Below are 24624 nucleotides of genomic sequence, written 5' to 3'. Positions count from 1 at the left end.
AAAGCCTACTATGATTAATAATAGTTTCACTTTGAGTTCAGCCAATAAAGAACCGCATAGCAGTATCGAAAACAGCAGTAAATTTAATGTGCATCAAATATTTTATAGTTCTCAAAGCTATAGAAATATAAATGGTAATCAAAATATGTGGACAGTAATTTATATAAAATAACTGAGCTAATTAATGCTATTCCTGACAGTCTTTTCATGGCTGTTATTCTTCGCTTTCTTGTCTGGTGTTCGGTCTGTTTTATGGTTAATTCAGGCTTATCTTGTTCACACAGTCAATTGATCAGAACTTTCATTCTACAATGGTACAACCATAGTGATTGATCCTTATAGCCATTAATGACCTGCTAAAAATTATCATCGATAAACCATCCGATTTGCCTAGATTTATGCTAAAGAATAGGCTGGTTAATTAACCTTAAGTGAGCCTTTGTCAGCTTGCATTTTTATGGTGTAGGGTAAAACGACGGTATCAGAAACCACAGAAAACACCGTATCAAAAACAATAATAGGGACCTTGTTAACTGAGCCACCTAAATTGACCGTTTTACTTGGCTCACCATATAAAAGGCAGAAGTTATACGAAACACCGCTATAGACTCTTGGTATCTCTTCACAATAACTTTTTTTGCCATTCTGCGAGATATTAAGATGATTTTGTGGGGGATCAATGGTTTTAATGGTTGCACATGAAAATGTACATAGCGCGACTAAAATGAGTGTGAATCCTTTCATAAACAAGTATTCCTTTCAATGATAATGACAGTGTTCGAATACTGATTATTCCCATTCAGCTTGAGTATCAGTATCAATGCACACACAACTAATTGATAACAATTGAACTTAGCAGAATACTCGCCACAATACTATTTTGCTTATTGCTATCGCTTTTTATTTCATGTTGAGTGCTTACTGTCCGACTTTTCACAAGCCACATAATGGATGCTGTTGGCGTATTTGATATGTTAAATCGCTTTAGCCTCGCGGATCATCTCGAACTGTATTGGTGATGATCTGCGAGTAAGTAAATGCTTTAGCCGCTAATTAGCAATCTTGTGAGCCAAACTATCGGCAAATTATTTAATGATGTAATTTGTTATGCAGGATAGCGTACTTATGTTTTTTGGTTGATGGTCGAGGGTAGCTATCGTCATCTTCAATGGTTAGCTTAAGCGTTCCCTTTTTAGCGACGTTATCATGATTATGGACCTGCCATAAAACAACATAATCAGTCGGCATAAGTGAGGGCATCTCAACAGAAAAGACCTTGCTTTCACCTTTCGGCACTTGAATGTTTAAATTGAGCCCGTAGCCGTCCATGTCGTTAAGCGTTAGTGAATCTAATGTCACTATTTCATCAAATGACAGCTTTATTTTTCTCGCTGGTGCCATAATAAACTCAACCGCCACAGCGCTATTATTGGACGTTAATTCGTTGGCCACAACACTATTTGTGACCAACACAGTAGATAAGAATAATCCTAAACCGTGGTAGATTTTCATCTCAACGCCTTACCATTTACTCAATAGCGACCGCAAACCGGTGTAAGTTTATCGCTTGTTTGACACAAGATGCTTTAGTCCGATTGCTATTATTTCGGCTAACATAAGGTGCCGGTATGCACGATTGGCGTGATCCAGTAACGACACGGATTATGTTTGCACACTAGCGCAAGGGCGCTCAATAATGCCTGCTGCTGATCAACTGGATGCATAATTTCAAATTTACAAAATTCTCGGTAACCTTCAACCTGTTCCTTAATATTAAAGTGGCTATGTTCGCGACTAAAACCACAAATATCACCTAGGCTAAAACCTGATAAGAAATCCAGCTCGATTAAAGTATCGACGATATCATCCTTGATATCATTTTGAGCGATCAGCACTAACAATTGCTCAGTGATCATTTACGTTTCTCCAGCCAGTAATAAAGAATTGGTAATAAATAAAGTGTTGTAATGGTTGATGTTAACAAACCACCAATCACAACAATGGCTAACGGTTTTTGGATTTCAGCCCCAGGACCAGAAGCAAATACCAACGGCATTAAGCCAAACATTGCTGTCGTGGCTGTCATCAAAATGGGTCGTAAGCGCCTCGCGGCACCCTGTTCTACTCGTGCTAATAAACCACTGAATAGATGCTTGGTTTGCTCGTAATAACTCACCATCACGACACCATTAAGTACCGCTACGCCAAGCAGGGCGATAAACCCGACCGATGCTGGTACCGACAAATATTCGCCAGACAAATATAGGCTCACAATACCGCCCATCATGGCAAATGGCACGTTGGCGAGGATTAAACCGGCTTTCGCTAATGATCCAAAGGTAGTGAACAAAATCAGCGTGATTAACGCAATTGCAATGGGGATAACCAAGAGTAAATTATTAGTCGCACGTTGTTGGTTTTCAAACTCGCCACCAAAGCTGACACTGTATCCGCTAGGGAACTTAATATCGGCCGTGATTTTCGCGTTGAGCTCTTCAACAAAGCTGACGATATCGCGCCCTTGAACGTTAGTGGTGATCACCGAGAAACGGTCGCCTTGCTCACGTTCAATTAAGATAGGTCCTTCTTTATAGCTTAACTTAGCCACATCTGTTAAACGCTTTAAGGAATGGTCTGGCATCACCAATAACTGATTTTTCAGTTCATGAATGCTGCTTAAGCCACCTTGATTATTGGCTATCAGAACTGGAGTACGCTTTTTACCCTGTAGCACTTCGGTAACAATTACCCCTTCAAGCTGACTCTTTAAATAGCGAGCAAACTCCATGGTGCTCATGCCAAATCCACGCGCCATTTCATTGTCTAAGGTTAAGTTAATAAAAGGACTGCCTTCAATCATCGACATTTTGACATCGATACTGCCAGCTGTTGCACTAACAAGCTGTTCTATTTGCGCAGTTAATTGCCCTAGAGTATCGATATCGGTACCAAATACCTTAATCGCTACATCACCAATACTGCCGGTGAGCATTTCCGAAACGCGCATTTGGATCGGCTGGGTAAAGTTAAAATTAACTCCAGGATACTTAAGCAACTCGCTGCGAATCGCCTCAATTAATTGCTCTTTAGAATCAAATCGCCACTCATCGCGTGGGGCCAGTTCTAAAAACACATCGGTCTCATTGAGGCCCATTGGATCTAACCCAATTTCATCCGCTCCGGTACGAGCAACCATCTGTTTAATTTCAGGAACCGCAGCAAGCAAGGTCTGCTGAATTTGCTTATCTATCGCAATAGAGGCTGCAAGCGAAATAGAAGGCGACTTTTCTAACTGTAAAATAATGTCACCTTCATCTAAGGTTGGCATAAAGGTTTTACCCACTAAGCTAAACAAGCCTAAACTGACGATGAGTAAGGCAAACGCGATGATCATAAAAGGCTTTTTATGGTTAAAAGTACTTTTAAGGCTGCGAAGATACGCTGCTTTTAGCTTCTCGATAGCCTTAGGTTCTTGGGCAGACTTTTCATTCACCAGATAAGACGCCACCACAGGAATAACGGTGAGTGATAACACCAATGCAGACAACATGGCGAACACAATCGTCACGGCGACTGGAGTAAACAGTTTGCCCTCCAGCCCTGTAAGTGTCAGTAATGGCGAAAACACTATCATTACAATGACAGTGCCCGATACCACCGGAATCGCGACATCTTTCGTGGCGCGATAAATAAGGTGTAAACGGGGTAACCGTTGCTTAGTCGCAATCAGGTTGACCATGTTTTCAACCACCACCACGGAAGAGTCGACTAACATACCTATGGCGATCACTAATCCACCCAAGCTCATAAGGTTGGCGGAAAGATCAAATAGGTCCATCATTAAAAAGGTCGTTAATGCCGCGAGAGGCAAAGACAGCGACACCACCAAAGCGGCGCGGACGTTGCCTAGAAACAGTGCCAGTAGCACAATAACTAACAGTACAGCCTCAAACAATGCACTCGAAATGGTATCGATGGCGGTATTAATTAGGTTTGCGCGATCATAGAAGGTATTAATCACACTGCCTTCAGGTAATGTGGCGCTGATTTGATCAAGCTTTTCTTTAATACTACTGACCACTTTGGCCGTGTTAGCATTTTTAAGAGCAATAATTAACGCTTCAGCAGCTTCTTCACCGTCTTTGGTTACTGCGCCATAACGAGCTAAATGACCAATCTGAATATCTGCTAAGTCTCGAAGGCGGTATACCTTGGCATCATCAACCTTAATAACCAGTTGCTTTAGCTCATCAATATTATCAATTCGACCTTCAGCACGGACAATAATAGTATCAGTGCCGATAGTGAGTTTTCCGGCGCCTTCATTGTGGTTATTATCAATAATGGCTTGTTGAAGTGAGGCAAAACTCACCCCAGCAGCGGCCATCGCAGACGGATTAGGATTAATGCTAAAACTCTTAGCATAACCGCCTAAAATATTAACATCGGCCACTCCAGCAACGGTGCGCAGGAGTGGACGAACCTCCCACTCCAGTAGCTGCCTGCGTTCCATTAGAGATAAATTAGGGTTTTCCAAAGTGAACATAAAAATCTCACTCAATGGTGTACTCATAGGTGCAACACCACCCGATACCCCCTCCGGAAAACTGTCCCACACTGCGGCAAGTCGCTCGCTCACTTGCTGTCTGGCCCAATAGATATCAGTCCCTTCAGTAAAGTCTAGGGTAATGTCGCTGATGGCATATTTGGTGGTTGAACGTAAAATAGCCTGATTAGGTATCCCCAATAATTCAGTTTCGATAGGCACGGTAATTTGTGCTTCGATTTCTTCAGGGGTCATGCCTGGCGCTTTTAAAATGATCTTAACCTGAGTCGGTGAGATATCAGGAAAAGCATCCAGCGGAATAGCAAACCAAGCGCGAGCACCAGCGAGCATTAATATCAGCGCGACAATCAGAACAAATATGCGCTGAGTCAGCGAAAAACGGATGACGGAAGCGAGCATATTATTCGCCTCCTAAGCCAAGTAATATCCCTTTAACAGCCGCAACAGATTGAGATAATACTTGAATTTGGCTTAGGTCTTGATCGCTCGCAACAATATATTCATCAGAGGTCGAACCTAAAATATCTATACTGAGCGCCGATAATGTTTGCGCTGTTTGGATAAAGATTTGGCTCTCTTGTTGCCAGCTAAATACGCTATTTTTAGGTAACATATACACGGCTTTTTGATACTCGGGTATCACAGTGATTTGTTGGCCTAACAGTAAGTTACACTCTTGAGGTACCGGCTTTGACCATGCCGTTAAAAACACACCATCAGCAATAGCCGATACTTCATCTATCGAAATATGACACAGATTAATATTTACTGCAGATAATGACGTTGATTGGCTCATGGGCACATTGACTTTAACCCTTATGCTGTCCGCAGGTACTAGCGAAAATAGCTGGGCTCCTGCGGTGTAAGGACTATTGAGATGATTCAGATTGACAATGCCTGCAACAGGGGCAATCACGACTAATGATTCTGTTTTGGCATCGATACTTTGCACCATCTCCATAAAATGCTGCATATGTTCGTATTCAAGATGAGTGCTGAAATAATCTTGGCTGATCTCACGCCACTTTTCCGTGCTAATACTGCCACTTTCTAATAATGGTTTATTACGGTCGTAACGCTGCTTGGCTAGTTGATAAAGACTTTTAGCAGCCTCTATTTGAGCCAGAAAATGAAACACTTCAGGACCCGTCAACCTCACAATCGCTTGACCTTTGGTGACGATTTGCCCCTGACCGACTAAGAAAGTCACTTGTTGGATATTCTCAGGGGTCATAACCCAATAATCATTACCGGGTAAACGCTCAATTTGTGCTGGCAGTGAACTACCTTCATAACTGGCTACTTTTCGAGGCTGGATATAGCTCAATTCTAAGTTACCCAAATCTTCAAGCGATATCGACTCCGCGGACGCGATACTGGCTAATATATAAAAAGGTACGCATAAAAGGCTAACGCCAAATTTGGCCATCATAATGAAATTCCTAAGGCTTGCAGTTGCTGAGAATGAAGTTGTTGCTGAGTGACTTGGTTAAGCGCTAATTGCGATTCAGTATCAAGCGCGTCCATATAGCGACGCAGCCAGATTTCATAGCCAATTTGATTGTGATCTTTCACTTTGGCCAAATGTTCGGTGATGGTTCTGCTTAAAGACAGTCCGCGCTGCAGTAACGCCTGTTGCTGGCGAAGACTTTGCTGTTGCATAGCCAGTTTTTCTGTTTGGGTCTTTAATTCAAGATAGATGCGCTCACTGTTTAGGCTTTGTTCTTGATAATCTTTTTGCCAAATAGACAGATCACTTTGTGATAGTGCTGAGCCAAAACTCAGCGGTACGCTAATCCCTAGGCCTAAATGTTGGTCATTAAATTGATCGCCAGCGGTTTCTTTTGCCGTTAACGACACAGTCCAAGGATCTTGCTCTCCCGCTTGCTGACTTTTGATCATTAACAACTGTTGCTGCTGTTGCAGTGATTGCAAGCGCCACAATGGATGCTGCATTAAGGCCGTGTTAACCGTATCAGGGTTAGCTGAGTCAGGAACAGACACGGGATACGGTTGTTCTTCTATTTGCTCAGGCATTTCATTTCGGCCTGTTAACGAGCGAAAAAGCGATAGTGCATCAGCTTGTTGCTGCTTAAGATCAATTTGGGCTAGATCAATGTCAACGCGCTCACGTTCTAACAATAATAAATTCACTAAAGGTAACTCTCCAGCATCGGAAAGTTGTTTTTGTTGAGTGTGTAATTTTTCGAGTAAGGTGGCTTTACGATTGAGCTGGCTAAGTTTGACCGATGCGATACGATGCTCCCACATGCTTTGCCTGAGCAAACCAGATAAGTACAGTCTTTGTAATGCGACCTGCTGACCTTGTAAGTCCTGGGTCAATTGTCTCAGCTGTTTATCACTAGAGTGCAAACTGAATGATTTGATAGGTAGGTTAAGCGATACTTCTTGCTCATAAATGTTACTATTATCAAGGTCGCTAAGATAACTTAAGTTAATACTGGGTAAGCCGGACAACCAAGTTGAACTGCTTAATTCCACCCCGCGGACATCATTGGTTGACATCTTGTTAGCTTGTGTCGCTTTTAACCTATCTTGGCTGATTTGCAACAGCTGCGGCAGTTGGTTATTAGGCGTTGCATAGCTGTAAGTGCCACAACTTATAAACGCGATGAGAAGACATATCTTGATACTAAACTTAACAGCAGACATAAGTGATTTCTGTAACCCAAAATGTATAATCATAATATTCATGTTGGTGTTACATCGCATGGGTAGCATGTATCATAAACCCCCTTATGGTACATATGTACCACAGCGTAGGACTTTGATTTAATTTATTAAATTATCTTGTGTTATTTTTGGGGTTATTTTTTATTATTGCTTTGCGTCAGGATTGTTACCATGAAAAAAGATGTTTTTATTATTATATTATTGCTGTTGATAACGTTATTTAAACTTTTTGACATCTTTGCTGACTTGCAACTCAACCTCCCAACTTGGCATATTGCACAAGAGGGGATCTTAGTATTGCTTACCATATTGGGCAGTATTTATTTAGGTTTCGATCTGATACGCAGCTCTCGCCAGGTAAAAGCTCTTAGAAGTAAACTCGTAAAAGCAGATAAGCAGATTAATAATATGTCGAGTCAAATGCATGCTGCCAGACAAGAATACAGCCTAACAATTGCAGCACAATTTACTGCTTGGGGTTTTACCAAAAGTGAACAACAAGTGGCACTTTTACTGTTAAAAGGCCTCAGTTTTAAAGAAATTGCCGAAGTTCGTTTAACCAAAGAAAAAACCGTTCGCCAACAAGCATCAACCATTTATAGTAAAGCACAAGTCGATGGACGCCATACTTTGTGCGCATGGTTTATGGAAGATTTTATTCAGGAATAAAGTCGCAATAAAACGCTAGTGATAATTATTAGCAACTATTTTTAGAGTATGGATTACAGCTCAACACCCATTATGGGTTTTAAGCTGTATTGATAATCGTTGATAACGTATTTCAGTTTAATATCATATTATTGAAATCAACATCTTAATGCTCAATATAATCAGCAGAACCGCAAATACTTTCTTTAACAGTGACACGGGTAACTTGTGGGCCAGTAGTGCACCATAGGGTGCGGTTATAAAACTGGTTACTGAAATTAATATCACCGCAGGCAGATATACATAACCTAAGATATAGTCATTTACTGACGAAAAACTCCAACCATTAATCAAATACCCAATAGTACCTGTAATAGAAATGGGGAGCCCGATAGCTGCAGATGTACCAATGGCCTTCTTAATGTCAATGTTCTGCCATGTTAGGTAGGGGACGGTTAGAGAGCCACCACCAATCGAGACTAATGCTGATATAGATCCTATACCTAAACCCGCTGAAAATAAGCCTGCTGGCCCTGATAACTGCCTTGATGGTTTTGGTTTTTTATTTAAAAACATCTGCGTCGATACAAATGCCATAAATAATGCAAAAAAGATCCCCAGATATAATGAACTTAAATATGAGGCTAAAAATGTTGCAGTAAATGTACCTAAAATAATGCCTAAAACCATACCTTTAACAGCCAACCATACAACCGCACCTTTTGCATTATGAGATCGGAAACTGGAAAAAGAAGTGATCACCATGCAAGCCATTGAAGTTCCCAACGCCAAATGCACTACATGATCGATAGCGATACCGTGCAATAGGAATATAGAGGTTAATGTCGGGACTAAAATCCCACCACCACCGATACCTAATAACCCAGCCATAAAACCGACAAAGGAGCCTAATAATAAAAATAGTAAAATCCACTCAGGTTGTAACATCTTCACTCCATATTCAATATTTTTATAAAATCATCGATATAGTCTTAGTATATTTATCAGTTTGTGTGCCGAAAATGACCTTTGGGCTTTGGCGCTTTAATGCGTGGTGAGCAAGGTACTCTGCATATAATCTAGAACAAAGCGATGGCATTTATCGCTGGAAATTCAAAAGGTTATTTCAGTTGTGCAGCGTGGTAGTTGTGGTTAGGTGATTCATCATTAAATTCATAAATGAGTTGTCATTGCTTATGATAAACACCACGAAGTAGGTTGCAGTTAGGCACACTAGGCTATGGTTTGGCATAGGTGATTTTATTGATGTACCAGATTTTATCGCCTTTGGGAGTACTGACCACGGCTTCATCGTCGACTTGTTTTTTGAGTAAGGCGCGCGCCATTGGTGAGTCGATGGAGATGTAATCTTTGCGTTCGTCATAAATTTCTTCTGGACCGACAATTTTAAACGTTTTGATATCACCTGCATCGTTTTCGATTTCGACAATGGCGCCAAAAAACACTTTGCCTTCTTGCTCTGGGGCATAATAGACGATTTTGAGCTCTGGCAGCAGCTTACGTAAATAGCGCACTCTACGGTCAATTTGCCTTAATAAACGCTTATTGAAAGTGTAATCTGCGTTCTCTGAGCGATCGCCAAGACTTGCCGCCCAGGTGACAATTTTCGTCACTTCAGGACGTTGTTCTTTCCACAAGTAGTCGTGCTCAATTCTGAGTTTGTTATAGCCTTCTAAAGTGATTAGCTTTGTTTTCACGCTGGGTACTCTTCTATGTGGTCGATTAACTGTGCCATGTTGTCTGTGGTTAAAAAATTTACAACCAAGAAGCCGCAATATTTATCTGTGTGTTTTAGCACTTCAGGCCTGATGATGCATTCTTTTTATTGATTATCTTAAAAGCCTTTCGTACTAGCAGCGAACTGATGGTCTTTATGGTATCTTTGGCATAATTTTATTTTAAACCATGTCGAATTCGATTGATTATGCATAATATTGCCCAGATTATCGCTCAAGAACTTAATGTCCGTGAACAACAGGTCACAGCGACCATTGCGCTATTAGATGATGGTGCAACAGTGCCGTTTGTGGCGCGTTATCGTAAAGAAGCAACCGGTGGTTTAGATGACACCCAGTTGCGTAACTTGTTTTCTCGCTTAGGGTATTTACGTGAGTTACACGATCGCCGTGAAGTGATTTTGTCGAGTATTGGCGCCCAAGGGAAATTAACTCCAGCGTTAACTCAAGCGATTAATGACGCCGACAGTAAAACCCGTCTTGAAGATTTATACCTACCATTCAAGCCAAAGCGGCGCACCAAGGGCCAAATTGCTATCGAAGCAGGTATTGAGCCGCTGGTCGATGCTGTGTTGGCTGATCGCCAATTAGATCTAGATAGCAAAGCCAGTGAATTTATTAATCCTGCAGCCGGTTTTGCCGACATTAAAGCTGTGCTTGATGGTGCACGGTTTATTTTAATGGAACGCTTTGCCGAAGATGCAGAATTACTGCGTAAAGTTCGCCAGCATTTAAGTCAGCAAGCCGTTCTTGAAAGCCGCATGGTAAAAGGCAAAGAAAAAGAAGGCGCTAAATTCCGCGACTACTTCGAGCACAATGAGTTGATGAGCAAAATCCCATCACATCGTGCTTTAGCCATGTTACGCGGTCGTAATGAAGGCATGTTAAGCCTATCGATGAATGCCGATCCAGACACCCAAGCTGCTGAAGGCAGTTATTGTGAAGTGATTATTAGCGATCACTTTGGATTGCGTCTCAGCAACAGTAGTGTTGATGAATGGCTGAAAACAGTAGTGACCTCGACATGGCGGATTAAAGTTGCTCTGCAAATGGAAACTGAGTTTATTGCCAAGATGCGTGAGAGCGCAGAAGAAGAAGCTATTAAAGTGTTTGCCCGTAATCTGGGTGATTTATTGATGGCAGCACCTGCAGGTGCTAAAGCGACCATGGGGCTTGATCCTGGGATTCGTACGGGTGTGAAAGTAGCGATTGTAGACAACACAGGTAAGCTGGTGGCCCACACGACTATTTACCCCCATGCACCACAAAACTTGTGGGACAAGTCGATTCGCACCCTAAGTAACTTAGTCGCAATGCACAAAGTGAGCATTATCGCGATTGGTAACGGTACTGGCTCACGTGAAACCGACAAGCTTACCGGCGAGTTAATTGCGGCCATGAAAGAGACGCATCCAACGCTGACTAAAGTGATTGTCAGTGAAGCGGGGGCATCTGTGTATTCGGCTTCTGAATTTGCTGCTAATGAATTTCCTAATCTTGATGTATCTATTCGTGGCGCTGTCTCTATTGCACGTCGCTTACAAGATCCGTTGGCCGAGCTAGTAAAAATTGAACCTAAAGCCATTGGCGTAGGGCAATATCAGCATGATGTTAGCCAAAGTCAGTTATCGCAGTCGCTGGACGCTGTGGTCGAAGATTGTGTGAATGCCGTGGGTGTTGATTTAAACATGGCATCGGCACCATTATTGGCTCAAGTGGCTGGATTAACCAAAGCTTTAGCCAAAAACGTGGTTGATTTTCGTGATGCGAATGGCCAATTTACTAACCGTAAGCAACTATTAAGTGTGGCCCGTTTAGGGCCCAAAGCTTATGAGCAAGCGGCAGGTTTTTTACGTATTCGTAATGGCGATAATCCTCTGGATTCTTCATCTGTTCACCCCGAAGCCTACAGCTTGGTTGAGTCGATTGCTAACGCTAAGCAATTGCCATTAACAGAACTGATCGGTAATAGTGATTTGTTAAAACAGATTAACGCTGCCGATTTTGTCACTGACGCATTTGGTATACCTACCATTAATGATATTTTGGCCGAACTAGACAAGCCTGGTCGCGATCCTCGCGGCGAGTTTAAAACCGCGACGTTTAAAGACGGTATCGAAGAGTTAAAGCATCTTAAAGTTGAGATGATTTTGGAAGGCGTGGTCACTAACGTGACTAATTTTGGTGCTTTTGTCGATGTGGGCGTACATCAAGATGGTTTAGTGCATATTTCATCGTTAACCGACAAATTTGTTAGTGATCCGCACACCATAGTCAAAGCGGGTGATGTGGTGAAAGTCAAAGTCATGGAAGTTGATATTGAGCGTCGTCGCATTGCATTAAGTATGCGTCTTGACGAAAAAATCGATACTGAAAAAGCGACCAGACAGTCACAACCTAAGCCACAAAATAGTCACCATAAAAAGTCAGCCGCGGCTAAGTCTTCAACTAATTCCCAAACTGAGGGGCATAATAAACCTACTAATAAGCCAGTCAAAGTGCAGCAAAATGCTGCTATGGGCAATGCGTTTGCTGACGCTTTTGCTAAACTTAAAAAATAGCCTATTAACGCCCAGACTCCACACTCTATATTAATAGAATGTTAATTATTAAAACCCTTTCATCTTAGATGTTAGGGTTTTTTTGCTTATAAGGCCATATTATTGAAACTGAATTAACAAAACAGCAATAATTCAGTTTATATTAAGTGAATCTTAAGTTTCAGAGTGGAATATCGCCACCAATTAAGTTAATAGTGAGTGGCAACATTGAAATTACTAACGCAAACACTATCTCGTATTACCCAGAAAAGTTTCAGTTATGAGGCAATGATCTTCATCATTGCTATTTATTTTGGGTTTGTGCTGAATATTCCGCTAATACGTAAAATCTATGAGTTATCCACAGAGGGGCATGTACTTTTTTCTCTGTCGCCAGCCATTTTACTGACTGGCTGTTTTATGCTGATATTCAGCTTCTTTGCGTATAGATTTGTGTTTAAACCCGTGATGATTGTATTACTACTGACGTCGTCTGCGGCAATGTACGCCATGCTAAAATATAACGTCATGTTTGATTACGGCATGATTGAAAATATTTTCGAGACCAATTCAGGCGAAGCATGGTCATATGTCAGTCTCCCTTCCGTTGGCTATGTGTTGCTGCTAGGTATTTTGCCATCTATTTTGCTTTATCGCGCTAAATTAACCAGTGGCCCATCATTCGTTAAAGCCATCTTGCAGCGTGTTGGATTTACGCTAGTGAGCTTGGCAATAATCGGAGTTATGGTGCTGTTTTTCTACAAAGATTACGCATCGGTAGGGCGTAATAATAAATATCTTAATAAGATGATTATTCCGGCACATATTTTTAATACAGTTAAGTATTTAAATAACCGTTATTTTACTGAAAAATTAACCTTTAATCCTATTGGTCAAGATGCACACTTGCTGGCTAACAGTAATAACAAGCCGACGTTGATGGTCTTAGTTGTTGGTGAAACAGCCCGCGCGCAAAATATGGCTTATAACGGTTATCAACGTGATACCAATCCTTACACCCAAAATTTAGGGATTATTGCGCTGCAAAATGCGTTTTCTTGCGGGACTGCAACTGCCTACTCTTTACCTTGTATGTTTTCACGGTTGACTCACGATAATTACAACCGTGAAGCTGCTGATGCGCAAAATAATGTCCTAGATGTGATAAAGAATGCCGGTGTTGAAGTCACTTGGTTTGATAGTGATGGCGGTGATAAAGAAGTCGCAGCCCGCTTGACCAAGATTGATATTGCGCCTAACGATGATCCTATATTATGTGATGGTTCAAGTTGTTATGACCAAGTGTTAGTCAATAAGCTTAGTGCTAAGTTGAAGCAAGATGTTGAAAACCAAACTTCTTCAGGCAAAAACAGCTTAAATAATCAGATGATTGCTTTGCATACTATGGGGAGCCACGGCCCGACCTATTGGAAGCGATATCCTGAAAATATGCAGCGATTTTCACCAGCATGCAGTCGCAGTGATATTGAAAACTGTACTGATGAGGAGATCGTCAATGTATATGACAATACCCTAGCATATACCGACTATATATTAGCCGAAACCATTAAAGTACTGCAGCAATACCAAGATAAATATAATGTCAGCTTAGTGTATCTTTCTGATCATGGAGAGTCTCTGGGTGAAAACGGCATGTATTTACATGGCACACCTTATGCCTTTGCACCTAAGGAGCAAACTCATATTCCTTGGTTTATGTGGTTACCACAAGATTACACTCAAGCGAAAGGAATGGATCGTCAATGTTTGGTTAATTTAGCTCAAACAGGGACTTTTTCCCATGACAATTTGTTCCACTCATTGCTAGGGCTTTATGGGGTTGCAACTTCGGTACATGATCCAAAGTTAGACATCACCACAGCGTGTAAAACTAATTAAAGTGGCCGGATAAATGACCTCATCAATTTCAAATTCATCTTCTAGCCAGCGCAATGACGAGAGTATCAACATGGAAAAAATAGTGGTTAAACGTACCGGTATAATGCGTTTACTTTATACCTGTAAAAATACCTTTAATGGCTTAAAGTGGATGTGTCGCAATGAAGCAGCATTCCAACAAGAGTTACTGCTGTTTATCCCATTAACGATATTTGCTTGTATGGCCAATATTAGCGCACCACAATCGGCTATATTAGTGTTGGCATTACTGTTTGTGTTGTTTGCAGAGCTGGTTAACACCGCCATAGAGGTAGTGGTTGATCGTATTGGCTTAGAGTTTCATACCTTGTCCGGTTTAGCCAAAGATATTGCCTCGGCCTTTGTGTTTATTAGTATGTTAATGGCTGTCGTTGTATGGTGGGTTATTTTGTCGGCATAGCTGACTTAACCCTAGTTGCTAGCTTGTTATGCAAAATAGTTGCAATAAAGACTCATAATCGTTTTAGGTAATGGTTCTTTTTGCAACATTAATCGCGATGTGGATAAAGGCGTAATTATGATAAAGGACACTCAATGAAAGTGCTGTTAATTGAAGACTCAGAAGCCTTGCGTCGCGGCATTAGAGTTGGCTTAGATCATTTAGGCTATACCGTTGATGAAACCGGTGATGGTTCTGAGGGATTAAGCATGGCGCTGACTAACCAGTACGACTTTATTATTTTAGATTTAATGTTACCTAACGTCGATGGTATCAGTTTACTCAAAAGCATCCGTAAACTGGGTAATCAGGCTAAAGTCATTATTTTATCAGCTAAATCTCAAGCTGAAGATCGAGTCAATGGACTATTATCGGGGGCCGATGATTACCTGACTAAACCTTTTTCGTTTGACGAATTACAAGCCAGATTAATCACTCTTGGGCGACGGGGTGTACTTAATCAGCAAGTTAAATCGATTTGCATTGCTGACTTTGTTCTCGATACCAGTAATAAGTCTCTGCATGTAAACGGTCACTATATCGACCTGACTAAAAACGAATTTAAAATCGTTGAGTATTTATTTAACAACCCTAAGCAAGTGCTTAATCCTGAACAAATTAGCGAAGCCGTCGTAGGCTCTTTTAACCATTTGTCGAAAAATACTATTGAAGCGCATTTGTCGTCGGTGCGTAAAAAGGTCAAAGCCGTTGGATCAACGCTACCCATTAAAAATAAGCGCGGTTTTGGTTATTTTGTGGGTGATCACGAATGAAATCGTTAACCACAAATTTAGCCAACACCATGACCTATGTGGTATCGGCTATTTTGATTTTAGTTTTTTTTGCTATTGATATCAGTATAGATAATTGGGTTGATGCTGAATTTGATAATGCGTTAACCGACAAGTCTAATTATCTAAAGACCTTAGTTAAAGTCACTCCAAAAGGTACTGAATTTGATTTTTCTGGCGAATTTATGCCTGAATTTGGCTCATCAACCAAAGCGAGTTTCTTTCAATTATGGCAAGGCTCGAACGTATTCGAGCGCTCTGAATCGTTAACTCAATACAGCGATGCAAATTTACTCAAAAAAGACATACCACTTAACAGTGCGGTTTTTGCTGATGTCGTGTTGCCCGATGGGCGAGATGGTCGAGCAATGGTGTCCTACTTTGAGCCGCAAATTCCCAAAGCAAACCGCGCAATGATAAGCAAAGTCGAACCCATGTGGTTAACGATAGCCATTACAACGGAAGACTTAAGTCAAATTTCAGTGATTATTGATTCTACCTTAGGCATTGGTTTATTGCTGGTTATTGTGCTGATACGCTGGGCCGTCATTAAGGTTATTTATCGTGGTTTAACACCGCTAAACGAATTAAATATGTCATTAAAGACGGTCAATGTTAATGAAAAACATATTCCGTTGTCTTCCGACTCTGAGCGCTATCTTGAGATTGAACCCATACGCACAGAGCTCAATAAGTTTGTCAAAATTAGCCAACAATACTTACAAACTGAAAAGCGTATTACTGCTGATATTGCCCATGAGCTGAAAACACCTATCAGTGAATTGATCAGTTTGAGTGAAATTTACATTCGTTATCCAGACGATGAGCGCATTGGGGGAAGTTACAAACAAGATGTACTTAGTATTAGCTTACGGATGAAAACGATAGTTAATAATTTATTATTATTGCAACAAGCCTCATCTGAAAGCATTAATCTGCACTGCCAACCTATCAATATTAATGATCTGATGAGCCGCGTTATCGATGAGCTGGCCTTTAAGTATTCAGCCATTCATGCTCGTTTAATCATTGATAATCGTGCTGCGGATAAAAATTATCTTATTGATGAGTTTTCTTTACATCTTATTTTAACCAATCTGTTTGATAATGCGCTGTACTACAGTCCAGCAAAATCAATGATTCCAATACGATTAACGTCAAATAGCCAAGGGTTAGTGATTAGTATTGAAAACCAATTACTCACTTGTATTAATGCCAATGATTTAGAACGACTCACGTTACCTTTATTTCAAGCGGAACAATCACGTTCAAATAGCGATCGCCATGGGTTAGGTTTAGCCATTGTGGAAAATGTTGCCAAATTGAACGGGTTTACATTTAGCTTTGAGTTAGTGTCGACAGATAAGATTATGTTTACTTTACATATTCCAGTAAAAGCTGACCGTGAGACAGGATTATGTTAAGTCAGATCACATTGAAGAGATAAACGATTGAGCTGAATCGTTAATAAAAGGTTAGTATAGCCGCCCTTATCAGTGAACTTTGATAATGAATCAGAGTCTTAGACTAAGATAGTTTTAGATCCAATGATCCCTGTCTTTATGATTTTTCATTAATATATTGATAAGTAAGAGAATAAAATATTTAATTTGATTGAATAGATCAAATTATTAAGGCCTTATTCATCAGCATAATACGGGTAAAAATACCAACATTAGTCTGTTGTAAATAACAATCATGTTACGTTTGGCTCGTCTTGTTGCATCTAAATTGCGCATGTAGCAAAAAATAACAAAATATCGGAGCAATAAATGGCTGTAAATTCCTTTAGGTATAACGCACGTTCTGCGCTGCCTTCTTCATCACAACATTCGCGAAGCTTACTCCAAGCCATTATTATATTCAGTGTTATGTCACTTATTATCTTGAGCTTGAGTCGCCTAGGTTTGTCTTTGTGGCAGGCCGATCGCGTCAGTGATGCGCAAGGTTGGGGTTATATCTTTATTCAAGGTTTACGAGTTGATTTTGCTTCTATGTGTTGGTTATGGGGCATTGCAGCCTTAGGCACAGTCGTATTTTCGGGTGAGCATTTAGTTGGCCGAGTTTGGGTCACAATATTACGAGTGTGGCTAACGCTGGGCTTATGGGTGATCATTTTCCTTGAAGCATCATCGCCGTCATTTATTGCCGAATATGGTTTTAGACCTAATCGCTTGTATGTTGAATATCTGGTTTATCCAAAAGAAGTATTATCGATGTTATGGGCAGGGCGTAAAGCCGAGCTTATTTTGTCGGCAGTGATAACCATTGCGACCTTATGGGGTGGCTGGTGGTTTACTGGTAAGCTTACGCAGAATATTCGTTATCCTAAATGGTACTGGCGTCCTGTGCTTGCTGTGATTGTGATTGCTGTGACTATATTAGGTGCGCGTTCATCGTTAGGGCATAGACCACTTAATCCCTCATTAGTGGCTTTTTCTGACGATCCTTTAGTTAATTCTCTGGTACTTAATTCATCTTTTTCATTAGTTTTTGCGATTAAACAAATGGGTAACGAAGAAGATGCATCGAAAGTGTATGGCAAGCTAGCTGACCAAAAAGTGATTGATATTGTGCGCCGTGAAAGTGGCAGACCACTGAGTGCATTTACATCATCCGCCATTCCAACCTTGTCGTTCAATCAAGCTAGTTATACTGGCAAACCAAGGAATCTGGTGATCATTTTACAAGAAAGTCTTGGTGCGCGTTTTGTCGGCAGTTTAGGTGGTTTACCGCTAACACCTAATATTGATGAGTTATCTCAACAAGGGTGGTTTTTTGAAAACCTATACGCTACAGGCACACGCTCGGTAAGAGGCATTGAGGCGGTGACAACTGGCTTTACGCCTACACCAGCTCGTGCAGTGGTTAAGCTGGGTAAGAGTCAAACTGGCTTTTTTACCATTGCTGATTTATTAAAACAACATGGCTATACCACACAGTTTATTTATGGTGGAGAAAGTCACTTTGATAATATGCGCAGCTTCTTTTTAGGCAATGGTTTTACCGATATTGTTGATCAAGGTGATTATAAAGATCCTGCATTTGTCGCATCTTGGGGCGTGTCTGATGAGGACTTATTGTTCCGTGCTGATGAAGAGTTTTCACGCATGCATAAAGAGGGCAAACCATTCTTCAGTTTAGTGTTTAGCTCAAGTAATCATGATCCATATGAGTTCCCTGATGACCGTATTGAGCTGTATGAGCAACCACAATACACCATGCATAACGCGGTAAAATATGCCGACTATGCCGTGGGTGAGTTTTTCAAGAAAGCCAAAAAATCAGAATATTGGAAAGACACTGTATTTTTGATTGTGGCCGATCATGACAGTCGTGTTGGTGGTGCTGCACTAATACCTGTTTCTCGTTTCCGTATCCCAGGGCTTATTTTAGGTGACGGAATTGCGGTGAAGCACGATCCACGGGTGGTGAGCCAAATTGATATGTCGCCGACGTTAGTTTCGTTACTGGGTATTTCAGATAGTTATCCAATGCTAGGCCGTGATTTAACCAAAGAACCTGATTCTTGGCCTGGCCGGGCGATGATGCAATATGATAAAAACTTTGGCTTATTAGAAGGGAATAAAATGACTATTTTACAACCTGAATTACCGCCTGAAAGTGTGACTTATGATTTTGCGACTGAAAAGCTAACGCCAACCAAATTAGATGATGCACAAGCAGAAGCGGCATTAGGTTGGGCATTGTGGGGCAGCCTTGCCTATAACAAAATGTTGTATCGCTCAGAAAATACACAAGCAAAGCCGACGATCACTGATCTGGCTACTCCCGCAGTATCACGCTAAGATTTTTAACTGAGATTCAATATTTGGAGCGGATTGTTGTTGATAGAATTGACCAATCCGCTGACCAAATTGTTGGTATGCCGCACTTGATAAGCCAGAGTCTATCAACTGGCGTTGTTTGGGTTCTGCTGTTGCTTTAGGGTTATTTGGTTGGGTCTTTAACTGAATATCTTTACGTTGCAGCGCTGGAGTCTGACTAGCAATAATTCTGATGGTCTGAGGCCGAGCCATAGGTGAAGCGGGTATTTTAGATTCAACTGACTGCTGAGCGACATTTTGTTGTTGACGTTTAGTTTGTTCTTGCTGTTTTTTCTCTGCAACAATATACGCGTTAGCACGCTCATTTTGCGGATTTAATTGGCGTTCTTCATGGCCTTTGGTGGGTTCTTGTGGTGGAATAACCGGCGGTTTTTGTTGATTGTCCACACGAGCAAGATCCGTCGCAACATTTGAAGTTGCTAGCGGTATCTGCGGATAATGAGTGGTAATAATCATCTAGACCTTGTCCATAAGATGTGCTGGCTAAATTATAGTCAATATTTCACTAAGGCTAAAGTGTTATTAGGTTATTTTTGGCTGTATTTTATGATCCAGGGTAATAAATGGCTTAAAAATAGCTCTGGATGTGAAATAAAGGGCGCATGGGATGCTTTATGCAGTACGACGTCTTCAATGCTGTCACTTTGCGGTAATGCGCTGATGATCTTTCTCGGTACCAAACTGTCTAACTTACCCCAAATTCGTAACCACGGCTGTTGTATTTGAGCCATTCTTGTACGCAAATCTACTTGCGCTAACATATCCAATCCTTGGGATAATCCTTGTTGTGTCGGCAATGGTTTGCTTAACACTAAGCTTTTTATTTGTTGGATATCCGCTTTGGAATTATCACTTCCCATGGCTTGAATCGCCAGAAATCGTTCAACGGTACGAGATAAGTCACGGCTTAATTGGCTTGAAAATTGTGCCAATACATCTGGCTGGATACCAGGCCAAGTTGGATTAAGCTCATTTGCTTCCCGGCCCATAAAGCAGGGCGATGAGGCAATCGTCACTAATGCAGCTACAGACTCTGGATAATCAATGGCAATTTGACTCGCAATTAAGCCGCCTAATGACCAGCCAATCCAAATTGCCTGCTGTGGAAGTTGCGCTGCAAGTGCTTGTGACCATTGCGTTATGTCACCATCAATGTTGCCACTGAGGCCAAACCCCGGCAAATCCACATAATGCACTCTATACTGGTGCAAGGCGCTTTTTAACGGACTAAAGACTTGGTTATTCACGCCCCAACCGTGTAATAGCACTATGTCTTGGCCTTGTGAGCCTAGGGTATCAATATGCAATGCAGGAAAACTCACGGTTAACACCTCTTTTGAGTCTATTTAATGGAATGAATAGCCAATGCCGTCAATCAATAATTCAATCAACATCACCCACATATTACGTTTATGCGTCAAGCGCATTCAGCGTGCTAGGGTTATTTTACTAGGCAGTTTACCCAACCGTTGCTTGCTGTGCCAGCAAAGGATAGATCAAATGGATTATGAACAATTGTTTGCTAATCAAGTGCTCACTGGTGTATGCCAGGTGTGTTTAGCGGCAAGTTTGTACCAACATGAAGTGTGTTTAGGTTGTGGCCGTGAAATCGCACTGTTGCAAGCATATTGTGGTAAATGCCTTAAACATACGCCCAATGTTGTGGTGGCACCTTGCAGTTATCATCAAGGACTAGGCCCTCTGATTGCCGCGATAAAATACCAACAACAATGTGCACCGCTTAACGCGATAACTCAGCAATTAGCTTGTCGAATTGCCTTACTGATTAAACATGGCATCATTAGGCGACCACAGGTGTTGATCCCTGTGCCTCTGCATCCAAATCGTTTACGACAGCGAGGCTTTAACCAAGCTTGGTTAATTGCGAAACAACTTAGCCGATTAACGGGTATTCCGCTAGACGACAGTTGCTTAACTCGGGTGGTTGATACTGCGCCGCAAACAGGCTTAGCGGGTAAACAGCGGCGCAAGAACTGCCATGGCGCATTCCAGTTACAAGCGGAGATTCCTTATCAGCGTGTTGCGTTAATTGATGATGTGGTGACAACCGGTACAACCGTAGATGAAATAAGCCGATTATTTAGTGCACAATTTGTTCATGTACAAACATGGTGCCTTGCGCGGGCTGAGGCACCGGGATTATTAGATTAGCTCTATTGTAGGTTAGATTAATTCGACTTGAGTAATAACAATATTTTTTATAAATAAAAACAATTAGCTAATACCTGCTGCAAGCCCTGTTATAGTGCGTTTTGCATTTTTTGTGAGCTTAAAAAACGTTGAACTAGATCATTTTTTTACGATCAAATCTCATGGACACTACAAAGCTAATGCAACACAGAGTATCATAGGTCTAATTCTTACTAATTTACTCAGGTACTCCCTGACGGAGCAGGTTTTTATGATCACCATTTCCGATACAGCTCAGGCCCATTTCGTCAAACTATTGGCCGATCAACCTGAAGGCACTCACATTCGTGTGTTTGTTATCAGTCCTGGTACTGCACAAGCAGAGTGTGGTGTGTCTTATTGTCCACCAGATGCTGCTGAAGCTGATGATGTTGAACTGCCTTTTAATGGCTTTAGCGCCATGGTTGATGAAAAAAGCGCGCCATTTTTAGATGATGCTAGCATTGATTTCGTAACTGATCAGCTTGGTTCGCAGTTAACCTTAAAAGCACCTAACGCTAAAATGCGTAAAGTGTCTGGCGATGCACCTCTTGTTGAACGTATTGAATACGTTATTCAGTCAGAAATTAATCCACAACTTGCCAGCCATGGCGGTAACATCATGCTGGTAGAAATTACCGACGCGGGTGTTGCAGTATTGCAGTTTGGTGGTGGGTGTAACGGTTGTTCTCAAGTTGATATCACTTTAAAAGATGGTATCGAGAAGCAGTTACTAGACATGTTCCCTACAGAATTGACTGGGGTGCGTGACGTGACAGAACACCAACACGGTGATCATTCTTACGCGTAAGCATAACGAATTGCACACTACAAAAACGCGACCTCACCGGTCGCGTTTTCGTTTGTTACACTGATATATTCATGTCAATTAGTCGTCTCGAGTGAGCACTTCAAGTAATTCTATATCAAAGAATAAATCAGAGTTTGCTGGAATACGATCACCCATTTGACGCTCACCATAGGCTAAATGTGCCGGTACTGATAATTGTCTTTTACCGCCAACATTCATACCGATAATACCTTGGTCCCAACCTTTAATCACTCTGCCTGTGCCGATAACACATTGAAATGCATCTGACGCATCAAACTGAGTGCCATCGGCTAAACGTCCACTGTAGCGAGTGGTAATTAATGCCCCTTTTACTGCCGCTTTACCCTTGCCGATCTCAAGGTCAGTAATAATCAATTGTTCGGTCATGCTGTTCTCATTGTGACTAATTAGATAATAGTTAAACACTAAATTGGCTTTATTGTACTCCAAGATTAGCTGCTAAAAAGCGTTCTATTTCAATAAATGTAGTAAGACGGTGTTGGTTATTACTTAAGTAATGATCGCCATTTTCTAATTCGATATACTTTACTGGCTTCTGTAAATCCTTAAGCGCATCATACATTTTTTCACTTTGCTCTACGCGCACCACACGATCTTTCGTACCGTGGATTAATAACACTGGTACCTTAATACTGGCCACTTTGCTAATCGGTGATCGCTGATATAAATCGTCGTAATCATCACCAATTTGTTTTTTAACAATTTTACTATTGTCGTATCCACGCGATGATTTAACTAATTTTTCAAGGTCTGTCACGCCCGCAACACTAATGGCACATTGATACAGATCAGGTGTGATAGCCACACCCATTAATGCGGCATAACCGCCGTAACTCGCACCAACAATACACATGCGCTTAGGATCGCTAATACCTTGGCCTATCAGCCAGTGAGCACCATCCTCAATGTCGGTTTGCATCTCTAGGCCCCAGTTTTTAAGACCCGAGCTCATAAAGTTGAAGCCATAACCTGCCGAGCCACGAAAGTTCATTTGCAGTACCGCATAACCGCGGTTAGCTAAAAACTGCGCCCAATAATCAAAGGTGGTTGAGTCATAGCTAATTGGCCCGCCATGAGGAAAGATAATGGTCGGTAAGTTTTTGGCGATAGCGTCTTTTGGGGTGGTTAAAAAGGCTTCAATGGCTAAACCATCGCGAGCCTGGTAATTAACTGTTTTAGGTGTTGATAATAGCTCTGGTGGCAATTGGCTGTATCGATAAGCCACAGGGTAAAGTGCATTTTGATCTCTATTGCCAAAGTAATACGCCCCAGATTCAATTGGGCCAGTTGCATAAACGATGTAACGACGTTCATCATCACTGAACTGGGTGATGGCATTGTGTGACTCGGGTAATGCTGCCGTTAGACCATTATTTAACTTGATATAGTCTTGATCCCAGAACAGATATTCACCTTCAATGTCGGTGCTTAAACCAATCACTTTTTGCTTTAGTTCAGAATAAACTAACCAGCCTTCAACATCGTAATTTTCATTGTGAAACACCAGCTCTTTAGTCAATGTTGGGTCAGTTAAGTTGACTTTAAAGATGGCTTTTAGACCTTGATGATAGGCGCTGATATACAAGATATTAGGATCATGGTCGAAACCGATAGGCCAGATGACGTCTTCTGCTAGCGCTTCGAACTCCCATAATATACGCAGATCTTCACCCGCTGCTTTTTGCTCGTAAATACGGTAGCTTGTGTCATCGCGATAAATACCAATACGCACGTTGTGCTGCCTATCGGTTAACCAGTCTCCAATATGCATACGTGCCGGTTGTAATGTCTTGATAGCGCCGGTTTTTAAACTGACTTTAATGACGCTTTCATATTGTGGTTTAGAACCTAAGCCTTGAATTTGCATTAGGATATGACCGGGATCATTGTCAAGGTAGTCAATAACCGATGCTTGTAATTGCGGTAACCCATACCCGTAAAAGCGCGATAGCGAGTGATTAGAAAAGACACTTGTGGTTTTGTTGTCGCTCAGTGTGTATTTCATTAAGCGGGTTTCGGTTGTGGGTATGCCTCGACGAATAGAAGGATATTTAGATTCGATTAAGATGACATCATCATTTGCCCAGGTTAACGATAAGATGACAAATTTTTGGTTGTCAGTCTGTAATGGGAAAATATCTTTATTGGTTTTAATGTCGCGAATAGAGAGTACTTGACCTTCAAGCTCATTAGTACTGACTCGAATGAGTGATGCTATTTTTTTTCCGTCAGGTGATAAGCTAACAAAGCGGACATCTGGGATGCTGGCGAAGGCTTCTACAGGCAGGGGGTTGGCAAAAGAGCTATGCGAAAATAGACATAAACTAACAACAAGCCATAAAATCCGTTTCATTAAAGA

Annotated in this window: 21 protein-coding genes; 9 read left to right on the top strand and 12 right to left on the bottom strand. The window is 41.4% G+C overall.

All coding sequences use genetic code 11. The features are described from left to right. Positions 1-417: 417 nt before the first annotated feature. From H5164_RS10670 to H5164_RS10645, 6 genes are all read right to left on the bottom strand, one after another. On the bottom strand, positions 418-744 hold the full coding sequence (locus H5164_RS10670) for a YceK/YidQ family lipoprotein (RefSeq protein WP_182756023.1): 327 nt from the start codon (positions 742-744) through the stop codon (positions 418-420). 345 nt (positions 745-1089) lie between these two features. Beyond that, positions 1090-1512 carry a copper resistance protein CopC gene (locus H5164_RS10665; RefSeq protein WP_182756021.1) on the bottom strand — a complete coding sequence of 141 codons (423 nt, stop codon included), beginning with the start codon at positions 1510-1512 and terminating at the stop codon, positions 1090-1092. Between the two features lie 98 nt (positions 1513-1610). Further along, complete coding sequence (locus tag H5164_RS10660; protein WP_124018245.1) at positions 1611-1916, bottom strand: DUF3240 family protein; 306 nt, start codon at positions 1914-1916, stop codon at positions 1611-1613. Next, positions 1913-4966 (bottom strand): efflux RND transporter permease subunit, encoded by a 3054-nt coding sequence (locus H5164_RS10655; protein WP_182756019.1) that lies wholly within the window; start codon positions 4964-4966, stop codon positions 1913-1915. The genes H5164_RS10660 and H5164_RS10655 overlap by 4 nt, the downstream gene beginning before the upstream one ends. Position 4967: 1 nt before the next feature. After that, the gene (locus tag H5164_RS10650; RefSeq protein ID WP_182756016.1) at positions 4968-5999 is read right to left on the bottom strand and encodes a membrane fusion-like protein; all 1032 of its coding nucleotides are present in this window, start codon (positions 5997-5999) and stop codon (positions 4968-4970) included. Next, positions 5996-7240, bottom strand: coding sequence for a metal transporter (locus tag H5164_RS10645; protein WP_182756014.1), 1245 nt, complete (start codon positions 7238-7240; stop codon positions 5996-5998). Before H5164_RS10645 ends, H5164_RS10650 begins: the two co-directional genes overlap by 4 nt. Before the next feature lie 192 nt (positions 7241-7432). Between H5164_RS10645 and H5164_RS10640 the strand changes: the two genes are divergently transcribed. Next, complete coding sequence (locus H5164_RS10640; RefSeq protein ID WP_124018249.1) at positions 7433-7930, top strand: LuxR C-terminal-related transcriptional regulator; 498 nt, start codon at positions 7433-7435, stop codon at positions 7928-7930. 123 nt (positions 7931-8053) lie between these two features. On the opposite strand, the gene H5164_RS10635 is transcribed toward H5164_RS10640, so the two are convergent. Beyond that, positions 8054-8857, bottom strand: coding sequence for a sulfite exporter TauE/SafE family protein (locus H5164_RS10635; RefSeq protein ID WP_182756012.1), 804 nt, complete (start codon positions 8855-8857; stop codon positions 8054-8056). Between the two features lie 290 nt (positions 8858-9147). Further along, complete coding sequence (gene greB, locus H5164_RS10630; protein ID WP_182756009.1) at positions 9148-9627, bottom strand: transcription elongation factor GreB; 480 nt, start codon at positions 9625-9627, stop codon at positions 9148-9150. 227 nt (positions 9628-9854) lie between these two features. Between greB and H5164_RS10625 the strand changes: the two genes are divergently transcribed. The 6 genes from H5164_RS10625 to H5164_RS10600 all read left to right on the top strand — a co-directional run bounded on the left by H5164_RS10625 (position 9855) and on the right by H5164_RS10600 (position 19183). Then, positions 9855-12227 carry a Tex family protein gene (locus tag H5164_RS10625; protein ID WP_182756006.1) on the top strand — a complete coding sequence of 791 codons (2373 nt, stop codon included), beginning with the start codon at positions 9855-9857 and terminating at the stop codon, positions 12225-12227. 207 nt (positions 12228-12434) lie between these two features. Continuing rightward, the gene (locus H5164_RS10620) at positions 12435-14105 is read left to right on the top strand and encodes a phosphoethanolamine transferase (protein ID WP_259395284.1); all 1671 of its coding nucleotides are present in this window, start codon (positions 12435-12437) and stop codon (positions 14103-14105) included. Positions 14106-14175: 70 nt separating this feature from the next. Beyond that, the gene (locus tag H5164_RS10615) at positions 14176-14544 is read left to right on the top strand and encodes a diacylglycerol kinase (RefSeq protein WP_182756091.1); all 369 of its coding nucleotides are present in this window, start codon (positions 14176-14178) and stop codon (positions 14542-14544) included. 134 nt (positions 14545-14678) lie between these two features. Further along, positions 14679-15356: a response regulator transcription factor gene (locus H5164_RS10610; protein WP_182756005.1), complete on the top strand. Its 678-nt coding sequence runs from the start codon at positions 14679-14681 to the stop codon at positions 15354-15356. Next, the gene (locus tag H5164_RS10605) at positions 15353-16798 is read left to right on the top strand and encodes a sensor histidine kinase KdpD (RefSeq protein ID WP_182756003.1); all 1446 of its coding nucleotides are present in this window, start codon (positions 15353-15355) and stop codon (positions 16796-16798) included. Before H5164_RS10610 ends, H5164_RS10605 begins: the two co-directional genes overlap by 4 nt. A gap of 447 nt (positions 16799-17245) precedes the next feature. Then, complete coding sequence (locus tag H5164_RS10600) at positions 17246-19183, top strand: LTA synthase family protein (protein WP_259396796.1); 1938 nt, start codon at positions 17246-17248, stop codon at positions 19181-19183. Here H5164_RS10600 and H5164_RS10595 read toward each other — a convergent pair. Together H5164_RS10595 and bioH are read right to left on the bottom strand one after the other, a co-directional pair. After that, entirely contained in the window at positions 19175-19678 is a 504-nt protein-coding gene (locus H5164_RS10595) for a hypothetical protein (protein WP_182756001.1), read from the bottom strand. The genes H5164_RS10600 and H5164_RS10595 overlap by 9 nt on opposite strands. A 71-nt stretch (positions 19679-19749) precedes the next feature. Then, positions 19750-20544, bottom strand: a complete 795-nt coding sequence (bioH, locus tag H5164_RS10590) for a pimeloyl-ACP methyl ester esterase BioH (RefSeq protein WP_182755999.1) — start codon at positions 20542-20544, stop codon at positions 19750-19752. 43 nt (positions 20545-20587) lie between these two features. Here bioH and H5164_RS10585 point away from each other — a divergent pair, with 43 nt between their 5' ends. Both H5164_RS10585 and nfuA read left to right on the top strand, forming a co-directional pair. Further along, positions 20588-21394, top strand: coding sequence for a ComF family protein (locus H5164_RS10585; RefSeq protein WP_182755997.1), 807 nt, complete (start codon positions 20588-20590; stop codon positions 21392-21394). 250 nt (positions 21395-21644) lie between these two features. Then, positions 21645-22223 (top strand): Fe-S biogenesis protein NfuA, encoded by a 579-nt coding sequence (gene nfuA, locus H5164_RS10580; protein ID WP_124018258.1) that lies wholly within the window; start codon positions 21645-21647, stop codon positions 22221-22223. 78 nt (positions 22224-22301) lie between these two features. Here the strand turns inward: nfuA and H5164_RS10575 are convergent, their stop codons facing one another. Both H5164_RS10575 and H5164_RS10570 read right to left on the bottom strand, forming a co-directional pair. Then, the gene (locus tag H5164_RS10575; protein ID WP_124018259.1) at positions 22302-22631 is read right to left on the bottom strand and encodes an FKBP-type peptidyl-prolyl cis-trans isomerase; all 330 of its coding nucleotides are present in this window, start codon (positions 22629-22631) and stop codon (positions 22302-22304) included. A gap of 49 nt (positions 22632-22680) precedes the next feature. Next, complete coding sequence (locus H5164_RS10570) at positions 22681-24618, bottom strand: S9 family peptidase (protein WP_182755995.1); 1938 nt, start codon at positions 24616-24618, stop codon at positions 22681-22683. Positions 24619-24624: the final 6 nt, after the last annotated feature.

Source organism: Shewanella sp. SG41-3, assembly GCF_014164545.1.
GTDB lineage: Bacteria > Pseudomonadota > Gammaproteobacteria > Enterobacterales > Shewanellaceae > Shewanella > Shewanella vesiculosa.
This window is presented reverse-complemented; position numbering and strand designations above follow the sequence as displayed.